This window comes from Paenibacillus curdlanolyticus YK9, assembly GCF_000179615.1.
In the GTDB taxonomy this organism is placed as follows: domain Bacteria; phylum Bacillota; class Bacilli; order Paenibacillales; family Paenibacillaceae; genus Paenibacillus_T; species Paenibacillus_T curdlanolyticus.
In genome coordinates, this window is the sequence record NZ_AEDD01000003.1 from 17223 (window position 1) to 31380 (window position 14158).

Sequence of the window (14158 nt, forward strand, 5' to 3'; positions counted from 1 at the left end):
GCTCGATCAGTCCAGCTCCGCATCCTTCGCAATCTTGCGCCGCAAAGCGCTTGGCCGCCGCAGGAACCCATATGCCGCGGCCGCTACCGGCGGAACGAATGCCGCGAGCCATTCCCCATGCACCGCAAGCACAATACATGCTGGCGTCCATATAAGCAATAAGCACGCCAGATAAGCGGTACGGTCCACGCGAATCAATGATTCGACGCGCCTGTGATCCGGCAGCGGATAAATGTGGCGCCAAACCGCGTATTTATGCGATTGGCGGAGCGTGCCGAGTTGAAGCCCGATAACGGCTGCAAAAAGGACGTAAACGGCGATTGCCCCCCAGCCATCGAGCCATACGGCATCGCCTAGCCAATACAAGACGAGCATGCCAAGCAGTAAAATCCGCACAAGCATGCCGCCAAGCTCCGTCCGAACGAGCGTCATTGCGTACATGTACACGTATGTATTGTGCTGATCGAAACGAACTCGCTGCCCAATCCAGCCAAGATACGCTCGCTTTGCAATGCGAGGGGCATGCGTCGGCACATCGATGAAGAACGAGAAGAAGCGGTAATACCTTCTACGCGTTTTCGCCTCCTCGCGAATGAGCGTATCCCACGGCATGCGATGCCTGCGAGGCAGCCGGTGCAAGGCAGCAAGCAGCAAGCCAGCGAGCAGCCCAAATGCTATCGCTTTCCACGGGACAAGACGCAATAATGCAGCTAAAGTTAGCGCCGTCAGCGCCCAGCGCAGCAGCCGCAGCGTAATCCGGGATGACGGCTCGGCAGCCTTTCTCTCCTGCCACGCTCCGGCGATATTGCCAGCCTTAAGCGCCGCTAATGCGACAAGGAGCACCCAAGCTCCGGCCACTCCGTTTCCATGGGTGTACAAAGGCCAATAGACAAGCAGCGCCGCCGCGACGCCCAGCATGCCCGGCAGGCCATTGTAACGAAACGAACGCTGCATATAACGTTTCATTGCCGCTTCGCGCGGCAGCAGAAACACGCTGTCAGCGGGCAGCAGCCACGTGCGCAGGGGACTCCAGCATACGGCAGCCATCAGCAAAATAACGCCTACTGCCGTGATCGGAAAAGCATCTGGCAAATGACGCAGCAGCTGCGCATAGCCAATCGCCGTCACGATGATGCCCAGCATCATAAAGCCGGGAAATCCGCTCATTGCCATATAGCCCATGTAAGGCTTTATTTCCTTGCGAAATGCTCCAGCGCGAATCGACCACAGCTTGTCCGGCTCGAATGGCTCCGGCGGCAAAGCAGAGCCTCGCTTCGCCGACTCGGGAGCGGCCAGCCCCTTCAACTGTTCCGCCTTATCGCCCATCGCTTGCTCCCCCGCCTCCCGCGGTGCTCGACACCAGCTTGAAGAAGGCGTCATCCAGCGTACCGCCTCGCATGTCCGCGGCTTGCAGCACATCATCCAGCGCACCCATCGCCGCAATTCGGCCATGATGCAGCACGATATAACGGTCGCAATAAGCCTCCACCGTAGACAAAATATGCGAGCTCATCAGCACCGCTGCCCCCGCCTTCTTCACTTCAACCAGGCGATCCAGCAGCGACCGAATCCCGAGCGGGTCCAGCCCAAGGAAGGGCTCGTCGATAATGTATAAAGGCGGATTCGCGAGAAGCGCGTTCATAATCATGACCTTCTGCTTCATCCCTTTGGACAGATGCTCCGCAAAAGCGCCGCGTTTGGCGCGCATATGAAATTCATCAAGCAGCCTTTCCCGCCGCTCGGCGAAAGCATCTCCTTCAACGCCGTAGGCCATGCCCGTCAGCCGCAGATGCTCATCCACAGTCAATTCATCGAACAATACCGGCGATTCCGGCACATATGCGACGGAGCCCCGATAAAGCTCAGGCTGCTCCTCCAAGGTCGCTCCGCTTACGCGAACCGAACCCGAATGAGGCGCCATAAGCCCGAGAATATGTTTAATCGCCGTGCTTTTGCCCGCTCCGTTCAAGCCGATCAGCCCGACGATTTCACCCGGTTTGACATTGAACGTCAAGCCATGCAGCACCGGCCTTCTAGGGCTGTAGCCGCCCACTAATGATTCCAATTGCAATACTGGCAACATGCCTCATCACCTCGTCTCTATTGCCCCATTATACCCGATTCAATAGGTGAGAAGAAATTCCAACCGGACTTGATAAAGTCGGAAAGCACAAAAAAGCTGCTTCAGACGGTTTTTCCGCCCGAAGCAGCTTTTTGCAATACTACTACTTAATTACGATCAGCTTAACAACATTATTCTCAACCGTCAGGTCAACAGGGTTGCCTGCCACCAGCTTCGCGAAATCGCCCGTGATCACAACGTTTGCGTCCACGTTGTAGATCGTTGCTTGCGCTACGCCGTTCACCAGTTTCATGATGGATACCGTCGCGATTTTGCCTTGCGCATTCAAGGAATAGGAATTAAGAGTGCCCGATTCGATTGTCGTCGTCGGCTGTACCGCCGCCAGCTTCGTTACTTCGATGAAGATCACTTTGTTCTGGAACGTGCGAACGAGCACTTCGTCGCCAGCTTTCAGGTCAGCTACAGTCGCTTTCTTATTGTCGCGGAAAATAAAGACGTTCGGATCGAGCGTCAGCGCCACTTCGGTTTTGTCTGCCTTCACAACCGTGATTGCACCATTAGCCGCTGCTGCTTTCAGGCTGCCCGTAATCGCTTGCGCATCGTTGTCAGGCAGCTGCGAATCGGTGCGATCAAGCAGCGCAGCTAGTTCGGCGCGCGTAACTTGTTGATTCGGGCGGAACGTATTGTCGTTATAGCCGGTTACGATCCCCTTGTCCAACGCAACGGCAACATAGCCGACGGAGCCTGCTGGAATTTGTTTTGCATCCTTGAAGTTTAGCTTCGTGTTCGCCTTCGCTTTTGCTTCCTCATCCAACTTAAGCGCTTTGACGAGAATCGTCGCTGACCATAGGCGAGTAGCCGGCTTCTCAGGCTGAATCGAATCTTCCGTTTCGCTGAACAGGTCATTTTCCAGAGCGACAGCTACGTATCCGACTGCCCACGGATACTTCTTCTTCAGCTGGTCCGCATCCTTGAAGTTAAGTTCCGTGCTCATCTCTGCCGCCGATTCAGCCTGCTCGCGCAGCCCCATCAAGCGAACCGCAGCAACGATCGTCTCGATGCGCGAAATTTTTTGAGCCGGCTTGAACGATCCGTCCTCGTAGCCCGTGAATACGCCCTTCGATGCAAGGCGAACGATATATTCCGTCGCCCATTTCATATCCTCTTCATCGGAGAAGTTGATGTTAATCGTAACTTCGTTTTTGCCTTTATTGTCATCCTTGTCGCCTTTGCCTTTGTCATCATGCCCATGGTCCTTCGCGAAAGCAGTAGAAGCACCGCTCATCAAGGTCATTACAGCTAGCGAGGAGATTGCAAATTTCTTCCAGTTCGTTGTTTTCATTAAAAAAGCCACCTCTCCTGTGTGTGATTACGGTTTCATGCCGTATTTTCCCTCTCGCCCATATCATTCGGACGGTCGGTTTCACTTTCAGGGGGTGGCTTCTAAAAATTATTCGATTTTATTTTCGCTATTATTTTCGCTGCGTTTTGCCTTCAACCATTTTGGCGCGCCTTTATCCTTCTTCTCCTTAAGCTGCTGCTTCTTCGATAGAGGCGGCTTGCTCTTTGCTGGCTTCGCAGCAGCGACAGCCTTCTCCTTGCGCATTGCAGCCGGCCGTTCCATTGGCACAGGCTTCGCCTCGAATGATGCGCTCGCGCTCGTGCTTGCCGTCTTTGCACGCTCTTCCTTGCCTCGCGTGCCTTTGGCCTCCATGTCGCTTCCGCCACGAACCGGTCGATCGCCGCTAATCCGCGCTCTCGGTTCGCGATCCTGCGACCCGCCAGTGCGGCGGTTCTCGCCAGACGCGCCGAATTGCCGCGCCTCTTCAGGCGTGCATAGCTTGCCGCGCATCATCACGCGTTCCGTTAGATCAATGCCAAGCCGTTTGGAGAACTTGTCCATAATAAACCGCTCTTGATACGTAATAATCGAGATCACGACGCCCGGCTTGCCCATGCGGCCGGTACGGCCCGCCCGATGGACGTAGTGATCCGCATCAATAGGCGGGTCCAAATTAATAACAAGCGGCAGGCCTTCGATATCCAAGCCGCGAGCTGCAACATCCGTCGCCAGCAGCAGCTTGCAGCTTCCGCTGCGGAAGCGGTCGAGCGTTACTGAACGGCGCTGTTTGTTTGCGTCGCCATAAAGCATTTCAACCGAGAAGCCCTCGTAGCGGAGCTTCGATTCCCATTGCGCAATATTTTCGGTATCGTTAAGGAACAAAAGCGCTGCGGAAGGGTTAATGAGGCGCACGAGCCTGCGCGCGACATCAACTTTATCCCGCTTGTCTACGACGATAAAGTGATGCTTGATCGATTCTGCAACCCGCTGGGTGCCCGATACATCTACAAGCTTCGGTTCGCGCATCCACTTCCGTTCCATTCCCGCCATCTCTTCCGGGCGCGTCGCCGAGAAGAAGGCCACTTGCCGCTCGCGGGACGTCCCTTTGAGAATGACATCCACCTCTCGTACAGAACCAAGGTTAAACACTTGATCCGCCTCGTCGATCACGACCTTCGTGACCGAGCTTAACTTCAGCTTGCGACCGGCGGCCAGCTCATGAATGCGTCCTGGCGTACCGACCACAAGCTGCGGCTTATGCTTCTTCAGGTTCTCGACCTGCCGGGACATCGCAGCTCCGCCAATCAACGAGACGACGCGAATGCCTACCGCTTCGCCATACGCCTGCGCTACTCGCGTAATTTGCATAGCCAGCTCCTGCGTTGGCGCTAGCACGACCGCCTGTACGGCGGAGCTAGCGCTGTCCAGCTGCTCCAGCATCGGCAGCAAGAAAGCCAGCGTCTTGCCGCTTCCCGTCTGCGAGCGCGCCGTAACATCCGCGCCTGCCAGCAGTGCGGCAATCGCTTCGCTCTGAACAGCTGTCGGCTCCTTGATGCCCGCTGCTTCAAGCGCATCCGCAAGCGGCTGTCCGATTCCAATTTCAGTCCATTTGGATCCCATTTTCGTTTCCTCTTTCCATTATCCGTAGTCCTTCTTGTCCGTTCCCATGCTACTTCTTATTCAACCAGCGGCCCGCCACTCTGTCAGACAACCGGGGAAACAGCTGATAAAGCTTGGCGCCTATTGAGGCCCAGCCCGGCAAATCAATCTCTGCCTTCTGGCGGTCAATCACGCGTACGACAGCATTCGCCACCCGCTCCGGCTTCATCATGAACCCCTTCACATTGCTCACATAAGAGCCGTCCGGATCAGCGATCTGAAAGAATGGCGTATCGAACGGTCCGGGGTTAACAGCAGATACGACAATCCCCGAGCCCTGAAGCTCCTGCCGAAGCGCATTCGTAAATCCGAGCATCGCATGCTTGGATGCCGTATAGCCCGTCGACTTAGGCGTACCGATCTTGCCCGCAATTGAAGCAATATTAACAATCTGTCCGTTTCCGCGCTGAAGCATAAGCGGCAGCACAGCTTTGGTGCAGCGGACCGCTCCCATATAATTCGTATCCATCATTTGTTCAAAATGCTCAAGCGGCGCATCAACCAGCCGCTCGAACAAACCGAAGCCGGCATTATTCACCAGCACGTCAATGCCGCCCATCTCGTTCCAAATCTGAGCCAGCACGCTCGAAGCCTGATTTGCATTCGTTACATCGAGCGTAAACAGCTTGTAACGGCTCACCCCGCCAGGCAGTCGAGCAGCCGCCTGCTCAAGCTTCGACATATTGCGACCCGTCAGCGCAACCGTCGCCCCCTGCGCAACGAGCATCGATGCCGCTAGCAGTCCTAAGCCGCTAGAAGCGCCCGTTATGACGATTTTTTTCCCGTTAATCATTATCGCATCACCTGCTACTAGTGTACTTCATCCCACTATGACACGCAAAAAAAAGACGGCTGCACCTGCCGTCCATGCGATGAGAATCGTGGGCCAAACATTAATCCTTTCTCATCTTTCATAGAAAAAGGCTCCCGCGGGAGCCCTTTTCGTGTTACGATGCGATTAAGAATTGGATGTCTAGCTCCCCGAGCCCTTCCATAATGAGCGGAATGGTTAACGTTTTCGCCATCTCCAACGACACATCCGGCGAATTCACGACAATCGGCGGCGTAATATCGACATGCACGCCTTGATTGTAAAGCAGCGTGCTCGCATTGCCGCTTATCATATTGCCTAGCTCCGAGATGGCGCTTCGGCCAATCTCGTCGATGGCTGCGATCGTGAACCCGCCCATCATGGCGGATACGATTTTCACTGCAACCTGCTCGCTAATGCCAAATATGATATTGCCTGAAACTTGACCATGAATGCCAATTTGAATAAATATGTAATTTTCGACGAGCGTGAATTGCTTTAAACCGGGCTTTCCTGGCGCCGGCTTAACTTGAGCGACTTGCTCGATTACTATAATGGCTGATTCCAAAAACGGATTGATGTACTCTGCTTTCATGTAGAGGTAGCGCCCCTTTTCGACAGCGTTCGCGTGCTTCCGTTATTTGTATCCATTATACTTAAATCATTAGGACAAGTATACTATTTTGTCGACGAATGGTTCTTTATACCCATCTAAGGGAGGAACATCATGCCGAACGTTTGGGCACATTTCCTATTCGGACATACGATCCTGGAACGTCTCGGAGAACAGGATTTACTTAGAGACGAAACGACTTGCAAGTGGTTCAACATGGGCTGCCAAGGCCCGGATTTTCTATTCTATCATCGATATCTTCCATGGCACAAAAGTACCGTTATGAACGAGCTGGGAACAGCCATGCATCAGCGGGAATGCGGTCCCGTGCTTATGGACCTGCTGGATGCCGTCAGCGGCCGCCATTCGCAAGCCGAGGAGCAGCATGCCACAGCCTATGCGCTGGGCTTCGTGCTGCATCATGTGCTGGACCGCAACCTTCATCCTTATGTATTCAGCCGATCCGGCTTCCGCAAATGGGATCATCAGCGATTCGAGGTTGCCATGGATACGATCGTTGCGCATAAGCTTCGTGGAATCGAAACGTGGAAAACGCCTGTATGGAAGGAAATTGCGGTGAAGGGCCCATTCCCTGATACGATACTTGAGACATTCGAGAGCATCGCCGCCGTGCGTTACCCTGAGCTGGCCTCCCAAATTACGCGAGAGAGCTGGAATGAAGCATTGCGCGATATGATCAGTGCGCAACGGGTGTTTTATGACCCGACGGGCATTCGACGCCTGTTAACATTTGGCAAAATCGAACCTTTCGCCTTCCGCAGAGATATTCCGAAGTACGATTGGATGAACGAGAACGAGCATCCTTGGCTTGATCCTTCCGACGGTGTTACGCTGTATACCACAAGCGCTTGGACATTATGGGATCAAGCAATTGAGGACGGCCTAGCCGTAACAGCCGCCGCGCTCGAAATGATTCGAGGAACGAGTATAACGAATGCGGCGCGGGCGGCAACGGCTGAGCTCGAGCTGAATCGTTCCTTCGAGCTGCGCGAAGCCGTCACGGAGCTGCTCGGCAGCCGCTCCTACGAAACGGGGTTGGCGTGCAACAGCGGATTATCGATTCGATTCGCCGACCCGATCTGGCCCGATGGCGGCATCCGGATCGCGGATACCGCCGATATGCCGGGAGAAGTAACCGGCTAATCCAGCACTGCCAGTAACGCCAGGCACGAAGCGGCTTAGACCGCTTCGTGCTTTTTGTTTCGCCGATAGGCCATCCGAAGAAACCTTAGGCGATCATAAATCTGATCAAGCGGTCGATCGGCCATTCCTTCTTCTCCGTAAACATGCTGCATCACAGGCTTGAGATATTTATCGCCTACTGCCTCGAATGCTTGCAGCACGGACTGCTGCTCCTCATCCGGCATTTCGGACAATTCGCTCTGCATAATCGAGGCCATGTCGTAACCTTCCGATTCCAGCTGCTCTATCCGTTCGATCAGGTGGCGCCTATTCATCTCGAGCTCAGCTTGCAGCTCGGCCAAGGTGCGCCCCTCCGAAATCGCCTGCAAAATCTGGCGTTTCTCTTGATGGCGGGTCATCTGCCCTTTGTATTTGAGCTCCTTCTGCTTATACAGCCATTGCATGAACACTTTGGAATCGAGCGTCTGCGTTACCCAATCCAACGGGAACGTCGTCTCTCGCTCGAACTTTGCCGTAACCGCAAGCAAATCCTCCGCATAAGCGTTCTGCTTCGCCTCGCCCCAGCCCGGAATTTGCGCCAGCTCCTTCGCTTCATGCGGCTTGAATGCGCTGATCATCCATAGCATCCGGTTCGTCGCTACCATATACGCGGATTTGCGGTGATTCGCAGCCGTCCGCCGCCGCCATTCGCGCAGCTCCTCGTACAACGCCTCATCGGCATGAAGCTCGCCGTAACATTGCATCATCGCGACGATCCCGCCTTGATGGCCCTTTTTCTCCTCCAGCATGCTATCAATGATCGGCGAATATCCTTCTCCCATCTTCATGGCAATGCCATGCCGGAATGAGGCCAGCATCTCTTCCCACGATGTGCCTTCGTACCAAGTCGCAACATCTTCACCTCCCTGGTCTGCCTCGCTCATCGCTTCTTCTGTCCACAGCACCATCCAAGCTCCCTCATGCTCACAAATGGATACATGCGCCCCGTTCCCATTCTGCTCCCCATCTACGCGATCAAACGTATTCATAAATACAACCTGCATCCTGCATCCCTCTCTTATCTTCAATGTAGGCTGAATATTAGACCCGGTCCACGCAAAAAAAGGAGGCACCTCCCCCGCATAAGCGGTAGAGGTGCCTCCTCATGTCCAAACATTCAACTGCTCTAAATATAGCATCATTTTCCAATCTGTACAACTACAAAATGCGCGGATTCGTTTGCCTGCCTGCATAAGCCAATGATATGATGGGGGCATTATGTATAACCGAAATGGAGGCTTTATCCTATGCTTCTCCCTGATTATGATTTCATGTCCGACTCCACCGAAGAGACGTCGACGCGCTTCGTGACGTTCATTGGGCCAAGCATGAAACGGTTTGACCTTGCAGTGACGACTACGAATCGCTTCTATGGCAAGAAGCTGGTCACGGATTTGCAGATCGGCAAAACGGCCATCATCGGCGCGGATGATTTGGAAGAAGAAGGGTATCTCGAGCATACATTCAAGCTTACAGCCGAGGAAGCGGATGAACTTAACCAATTTCTCCAGCTTGTCGTCGGAACGGTGAATTTTACCGACTGATTCAGGGCAATCTTATCTGTGGAGCGGAAGAGAAGAAGAACAATTCTCGTTCCGGCCTACGTCTAAATAAGGGGTGTGTCATGAACCGGTTCACCGACGAGAAGCGCAACCGCTACACGGACTTCGCGGCAGTAGAGTCCCAGCGCAATGACTTGAATCTTGAGGAATTCCCGGAAGGGCCGTATGGGGCTGATCTGCACCCCGCAACGGTCAGCAAGAGCCAGCCTTGGCGGATCGATCAACAGAATGCGAGTCGATTCGATTATGAGAACCATGCTCTTCATGCCGGTATGGAGCGAGATTACCCTGGTGAAGACGTACGCGGACACGCTATTCCTGAAGTACAAGATGAGCCATAAGCGACGATCGCACACAAACAAACGGCATCCAGCGCAATACGCAGGGATGCCGTTTTTTCATGGTTTAGCCCTTGCTATCTTTCGAGGAGGTTCTGAAGATTTCATTTGAAGCCGATCCGGCGCTTCCAATTTCTTGCGGATCTCAATGACGTTATTTGGGCAGAAAAACGCTTGCTGTAAATGTAACGGACTCCACGGCCGTTATTTCGCAGACAGAGCAAGGATTTGGCGCCAAATCCGATGAATAACGGCGACTGGGTCCGTTAGCTTAAGAAAAGCGCCAAATATCCGCAAATAGCGTTTCCTGGGTCCGTTAGCGTAAACCGTGAGCGTGAAGGGCACCCTCACGCTCACAGTTTACCTTTTAATAATGAAGCTTGCTGCCGAACAGCAGCGCATTGCTCAGCAGCCTGCCCTCCGCTGTGACCGTCTGGCCCTGCATATATAAGCCCGAAGATGCCCCGCCATCCAGATTCATTGCTTGGTAAGCGCCTAGTTTCTGCATAATGGCTGCCCATTGCTTCATCGTTGCGCCCGGTACGGTTGCGATAATGATCGTGCCGTCCTGCTTGATGCCGATCCCGCTCCGCGCGCCCGCCGATGTTAAAATTTTGTCATCGCGGAAGCCTTCCGCCGCCGCATCGAGCGATACGGCGCCATTGCGCACCAGTCGGGGCCCTGCGCCAATCGCGGTATGCACGCGGCTCCAATCCACTTTATTTCCATTCACATCCTGCAGCACCGTCTCGTAATGAGCCTCATGCCCAATCTTGAACCGATTGGCCAGATGCTCCTCGCTGCCCATAAACACGACAACGAAACCGTTTTTCGGAATCGCCGCGTTCACGTTTTTCTCGATTTTCGTTACGATGCCGCCGCTCACCGTAATCGCTGTGCCGTAAGCAAAGCCGATGCGCGCGCCCCGTTTGGGCGTGAATAAAACGGCAGAGGTGCTGCCCTTCACCGGCGTTCGATTAATGAAATAGGCATACCAATTGCCTGACCAATTGTTTTGGCCATCCGTTCCGCCCAGAACGCGAACGCGCAGCGCATCCATTTTGACCGCGCCGTCCGTCGAGAAGCCAATCGTCGTCCCATAATTGCCGACATGCGCGACTTCTCCATCCGCAATAATCGTGCCATATGGATCAGTTGGCCCGTTGTAGGCTTCGAAGAAGGTGCCGTTGACCGCTACGTCGGCCTTATAGTTATTCGCCATCGCCTTGAGCGACTGGACTTGCCCGACCGCCCTACCCGCGATGCCCGCCGTAACCGGCGTCCCCTTCGGAACGGTGACCGTTTGTACCGTATAGGTTTTGCCTGAAACGCTTACCTTGACCTGTGCCTTCTTCGGCGAACCTACTGGCGCTGCCGCAGCAACGACAACAGGCAGCGTCAGCCTGCCGGTATATCCGCCCGTCGTAACCGTAATGGTCACATTCGTCTTACCCGCAGCTACACCGGTTAACAAGCCGTTCGCTTCCACTCGGGCGACGGCTGGATTTCCCGATGCGAAGCTAATGGCCACCTGCTCCGAAAGCGACAGCTTCTCCTTCAGCCAGATGCGTTGGCTAACCTTCACCGATTCTTGCTTCACGGCATATTTCAAGATGACATTGGCAGTGGCTCCCGCTCCATTGCCGGCAGCAGCAGCGACTGCCCAGTCGCCGTGTTCAACGATCCTTCCGCCATCGCCTCCGAATACTTCTGTATGCCAATCTCCTGCAGCTCCAGCGGTCAACGCTGCCAGCAATGCCGTTGCCGCCGCCACCCGAGCAGCATGCGCAATTCGACCGCTCACTTGAGATATTCCTTTCATGCCTATCAGCCCTCCATTTCGATTATTCTGCTATTGGTAGTCATCGGTTGATTGGAAGCAATTATGAAGGCAGCTGCTTCGATTCATTAGCGAGCAGCTTGGCGCGACGGTGGAATGGCTGCCGAAGGAAGATCGAATTGCGATTACGCTGAAATGATAAGGAAATAAACATAGAAAACCGTAAGGGCACGCCCTTACGGTTTCTTTGTGCAGATTTGATTAGCCATGGTAATAGGAATAGGCAAAGTGATAGATGCTGCTGTCGCTTGCATTTGTAATGAAGCGGGAAGCTGCTGCATCAGACGAATCATATTTGCCCTCATAGAATTGAATTTCTACGATATCAAAGTAATGAGTCGAAAGAGGCAAGGAATAAGACTCTTCCCCTACTGCTGGAGGAAGCACGAACTGGAATCGGAAGTGTCCATTAGCATCGGTAACAAACTCAACCTGCTTCGCAGTACCAGGCGTGATATGACCTAGGAAGCGGAAGCTCATATGCTCATTGGACAACGGATTTCCGTTATCGTCGTATACAACTCCTTCTACGGTCATCGGCACCGCGCTTCCTGCGCGCCATTTCTCGCCAGAGCCATAGTCGACTCGGCCTTCATTCGCAGCTGTAATGCTCGTGATTTGGACATTGCCGACGTCATTCAGCGTATCTTGTCTTTCGTTAGGATCTGCTGCGCTTCTATACGTATAAGCTGATGCAAGCACAACCGATTGATTATCCGGATTAACAACCTGAACATCAACGGCGCCCGCAATTAGCGATTCAGGCGCAAGCACTTCTAAATAGCCGTCAGCATAGTAGGTAACAATTGAAGCCTCTGCTGTGCCAAAATAAACTTTTACCCCTTGCTGGTAATGACTTCCGCTAATAAAAACATGCTCGCCGCCTGCGAGCAGTCCGCTGTTAGGCGCAACTTGGTCGATCTCGGGAGCCGGCAGCGCCAGGTACGTATACCCGTTTGTCAGCATGCCTTGCGTTCCGTCATAGTTGACGATCGAGACATCCACAGCACCAACCGACGTGCTCGAAGGCGCATGTACGGCAAGCTGCGTGCTGGAGAAGTTGATGAGCGCCGCTTCCTTCGTGCCGAAGTATACTTTGGAGCCTGCCGAGAAGTCGCTTCCGTTAATGTAGACGGTTTCCCCGCCTGCCAGTTGTCCACTGTTCGGAGATACGCCTGTAATGGTTGGCGTAGGAAGGAGCTTGTACGTATACCCGTTCACAAGCGTTCCCTGCGTAGGCTGCGTTGCGTCCGGATTAATGACCGTGACATCTACCGATCCCAGTACCGCACTTGCGGGAACCGTCACTTTAAGTTTAATCGCAGATAGGAACGTTACATTGGTAGCCTCAATGGATCCGAAAAAAACCTTCGTTCCCGAATTATAGTTGCTTCCATTCACATAAACATCAAGGCCGCCCGCCAGGTAACCGCTATTATCCGATAATGACGTTATGACTGGCGCTGGCGGCGGTGGCGGCGCTAAGTAGGTGTATCCGTTGCTGAGAATCGCTTGCGTTCCGTTGGGATTCACAACCTTCACGTCAACTGCCCCAGCTGCTGTGCCTGCTGGTACGATCACTGTCAGCCTGACGCTTGAATTGTGGTTACTAATATAAGCTAGATTCGATCCGAAATATACGACTGTACCTGATGTGAAATTGCTTCCATTCAGATAAAGGCTCTCCCCGCCAGCCAACGATCCGCTATAGAAGGACATTGTGGTAATGGAAGGTGCGGGAGGCGGCGGCGGCGCTATATACGTAAAACCATTGGCAAGCGTCGCTTGCGCCCCGTCCGCTTTGATGACCGTGACGTCAACCAAGCCTAGCGCAGCGCCGGCAGGTACGATTGCTATAAGCTTCGTGCTAGAAACATAGGTTACGCCTGTCGCTTCATTCGAGCCGAATAACACTCGCGAGCCTGTAGAAAAATTGCTTCCGTTAATATAAACAGAGAGACCGCCTGTTAGCGCGTAGCTGTTAGGAGATACATCGGTAAGGACAGGAGCAGTCGCTGGCGCTAAATACGTATAGCCGTTCGCCAACGTTCCTTCCGTCCCGTTAGGGTTTTTCACAGTCACATCAACTGTCCCTGCAGCAGCACCGGCTGGCACGGTTGCCTTCAGCCTCACGCTTGAAGTGTACGTTACCGCCGTCGCTTCAATGGAACCGAAAAACACCTTCGCCCCGTTCACAAAATTGCTTCCATTCACATAAATAGTGTCTCCACCAGCAAGAACACCATAATTGGGGGATAACGTCGTAATAGCCGGAGATGGCGGCGGTGGCGGCGCAACGTACGTGTATCCGCCTATAAGCGTCGCTTGTCCTCCATCCGCATTGACAACCGTTACATCAACTGCGCCCAGCGCGGTGCCCGCCGGGACGGTTGCTTTCAGCCTAGCACTCGTAGAAAGCGTTACTGAGGGGGATTGGACTGATCCGAAATAGACTTTTGCCCCGGATGCAAAATTGCTTCCATTCACATAAAGAAGATCCCCACCCTCTAATTGGCCGCTGTTTGGGGACAAACTCGTAACTGTCGGAGCGGAAATCGCATTTACGTGAGGTATAAACGTCAGGAAGCTTAACAGCAACATCAAACTCATAACGCTACACGTCAATCTTTGTACAGTTTTCACTTTTTCTTCTCTCCTCTGTATTTTCTTAGGCGACAACATTACTATATCGGATAATTCTCCCAAA

The 14158-nt window shown here is 53.6% G+C and carries 12 protein-coding genes; 3 read left to right on the forward strand and 9 right to left on the reverse strand.

The genetic code is table 11. The annotated features are described in order from the left end of the window. Positions 1 to 6: 6 nt before the first annotated feature. The 6 genes from PAECUDRAFT_RS05870 to PAECUDRAFT_RS05895 form a co-directional block, all read right to left on the reverse strand. Positions 7 to 1380, reverse strand: coding sequence for an ABC transporter permease (locus PAECUDRAFT_RS05870; protein WP_158306233.1), 1374 nt, complete (start codon positions 1378 to 1380; stop codon positions 7 to 9). Further along, a complete protein-coding gene (locus PAECUDRAFT_RS05875) occupies positions 1316 to 2083 on the reverse strand; it encodes an ABC transporter ATP-binding protein (protein ID WP_006037204.1) in 768 nt (255 codons plus the stop codon). The genes PAECUDRAFT_RS05870 and PAECUDRAFT_RS05875 overlap by 65 nt, the downstream gene beginning before the upstream one ends. Positions 2084 to 2225: 142 nt before the next feature. Then, the gene (locus PAECUDRAFT_RS05880) at positions 2226 to 3425 is read right to left on the reverse strand and encodes an S-layer homology domain-containing protein (protein ID WP_006037205.1); all 1200 of its coding nucleotides are present in this window, start codon (positions 3423 to 3425) and stop codon (positions 2226 to 2228) included. A 108-nt stretch (positions 3426 to 3533) separates the two neighbouring features. Continuing rightward, entirely contained in the window at positions 3534 to 5045 is a 1512-nt protein-coding gene (locus tag PAECUDRAFT_RS05885) for a DEAD/DEAH box helicase (protein ID WP_006037206.1), read from the reverse strand. Between the two features lie 49 nt (positions 5046 to 5094). Next, positions 5095 to 5877: an SDR family NAD(P)-dependent oxidoreductase gene (locus PAECUDRAFT_RS05890; protein ID WP_006037207.1), complete on the reverse strand. Its 783-nt coding sequence runs from the start codon at positions 5875 to 5877 to the stop codon at positions 5095 to 5097. 154 nt (positions 5878 to 6031) lie between these two features. Continuing rightward, on the reverse strand, positions 6032 to 6490 hold the full coding sequence (locus tag PAECUDRAFT_RS05895) for a chemotaxis protein CheX (protein ID WP_006037208.1): 459 nt from the start codon (positions 6488 to 6490) through the stop codon (positions 6032 to 6034). 132 nt (positions 6491 to 6622) lie between these two features. Between PAECUDRAFT_RS05895 and PAECUDRAFT_RS05900 the strand changes: the two genes are divergently transcribed. Continuing rightward, positions 6623 to 7672 carry a zinc dependent phospholipase C family protein gene (locus tag PAECUDRAFT_RS05900; RefSeq protein ID WP_006037209.1) on the forward strand — a complete coding sequence of 350 codons (1050 nt, stop codon included), beginning with the start codon at positions 6623 to 6625 and terminating at the stop codon, positions 7670 to 7672. A gap of 35 nt (positions 7673 to 7707) precedes the next feature. Here PAECUDRAFT_RS05900 and PAECUDRAFT_RS05905 read toward each other — a convergent pair whose 3' ends face one another. Continuing rightward, a complete protein-coding gene (locus tag PAECUDRAFT_RS05905; protein ID WP_006037210.1) occupies positions 7708 to 8715 on the reverse strand; it encodes an HRDC domain-containing protein in 1008 nt (335 codons plus the stop codon). A gap of 243 nt (positions 8716 to 8958) precedes the next feature. On the opposite strand from PAECUDRAFT_RS05905, the gene PAECUDRAFT_RS05910 reads away from it, so the two are divergent. Together PAECUDRAFT_RS05910 and PAECUDRAFT_RS05915 are read left to right on the forward strand one after the other, a co-directional pair. Further along, a complete protein-coding gene (locus PAECUDRAFT_RS05910; RefSeq protein ID WP_006037211.1) occupies positions 8959 to 9255 on the forward strand; it encodes a DUF3055 domain-containing protein in 297 nt (98 codons plus the stop codon). 80 nt (positions 9256 to 9335) lie between these two features. Further along, complete coding sequence (locus PAECUDRAFT_RS05915) at positions 9336 to 9614, forward strand: hypothetical protein (RefSeq protein ID WP_006037212.1); 279 nt, start codon at positions 9336 to 9338, stop codon at positions 9612 to 9614. Between the two features lie 364 nt (positions 9615 to 9978). Here PAECUDRAFT_RS05915 and PAECUDRAFT_RS05920 read toward each other — a convergent pair whose 3' ends face one another. Both PAECUDRAFT_RS05920 and PAECUDRAFT_RS05925 read right to left on the reverse strand, forming a co-directional pair. After that, the gene (locus tag PAECUDRAFT_RS05920) at positions 9979 to 11433 is read right to left on the reverse strand and encodes a phosphodiester glycosidase family protein (protein ID WP_006037213.1); all 1455 of its coding nucleotides are present in this window, start codon (positions 11431 to 11433) and stop codon (positions 9979 to 9981) included. Positions 11434 to 11652: 219 nt separating this feature from the next. Further along, a complete protein-coding gene (locus tag PAECUDRAFT_RS05925) occupies positions 11653 to 13938 on the reverse strand; it encodes an IPT/TIG domain-containing protein (protein ID WP_040711767.1) in 2286 nt (761 codons plus the stop codon). Positions 13939 to 14158: the final 220 nt, after the last annotated feature.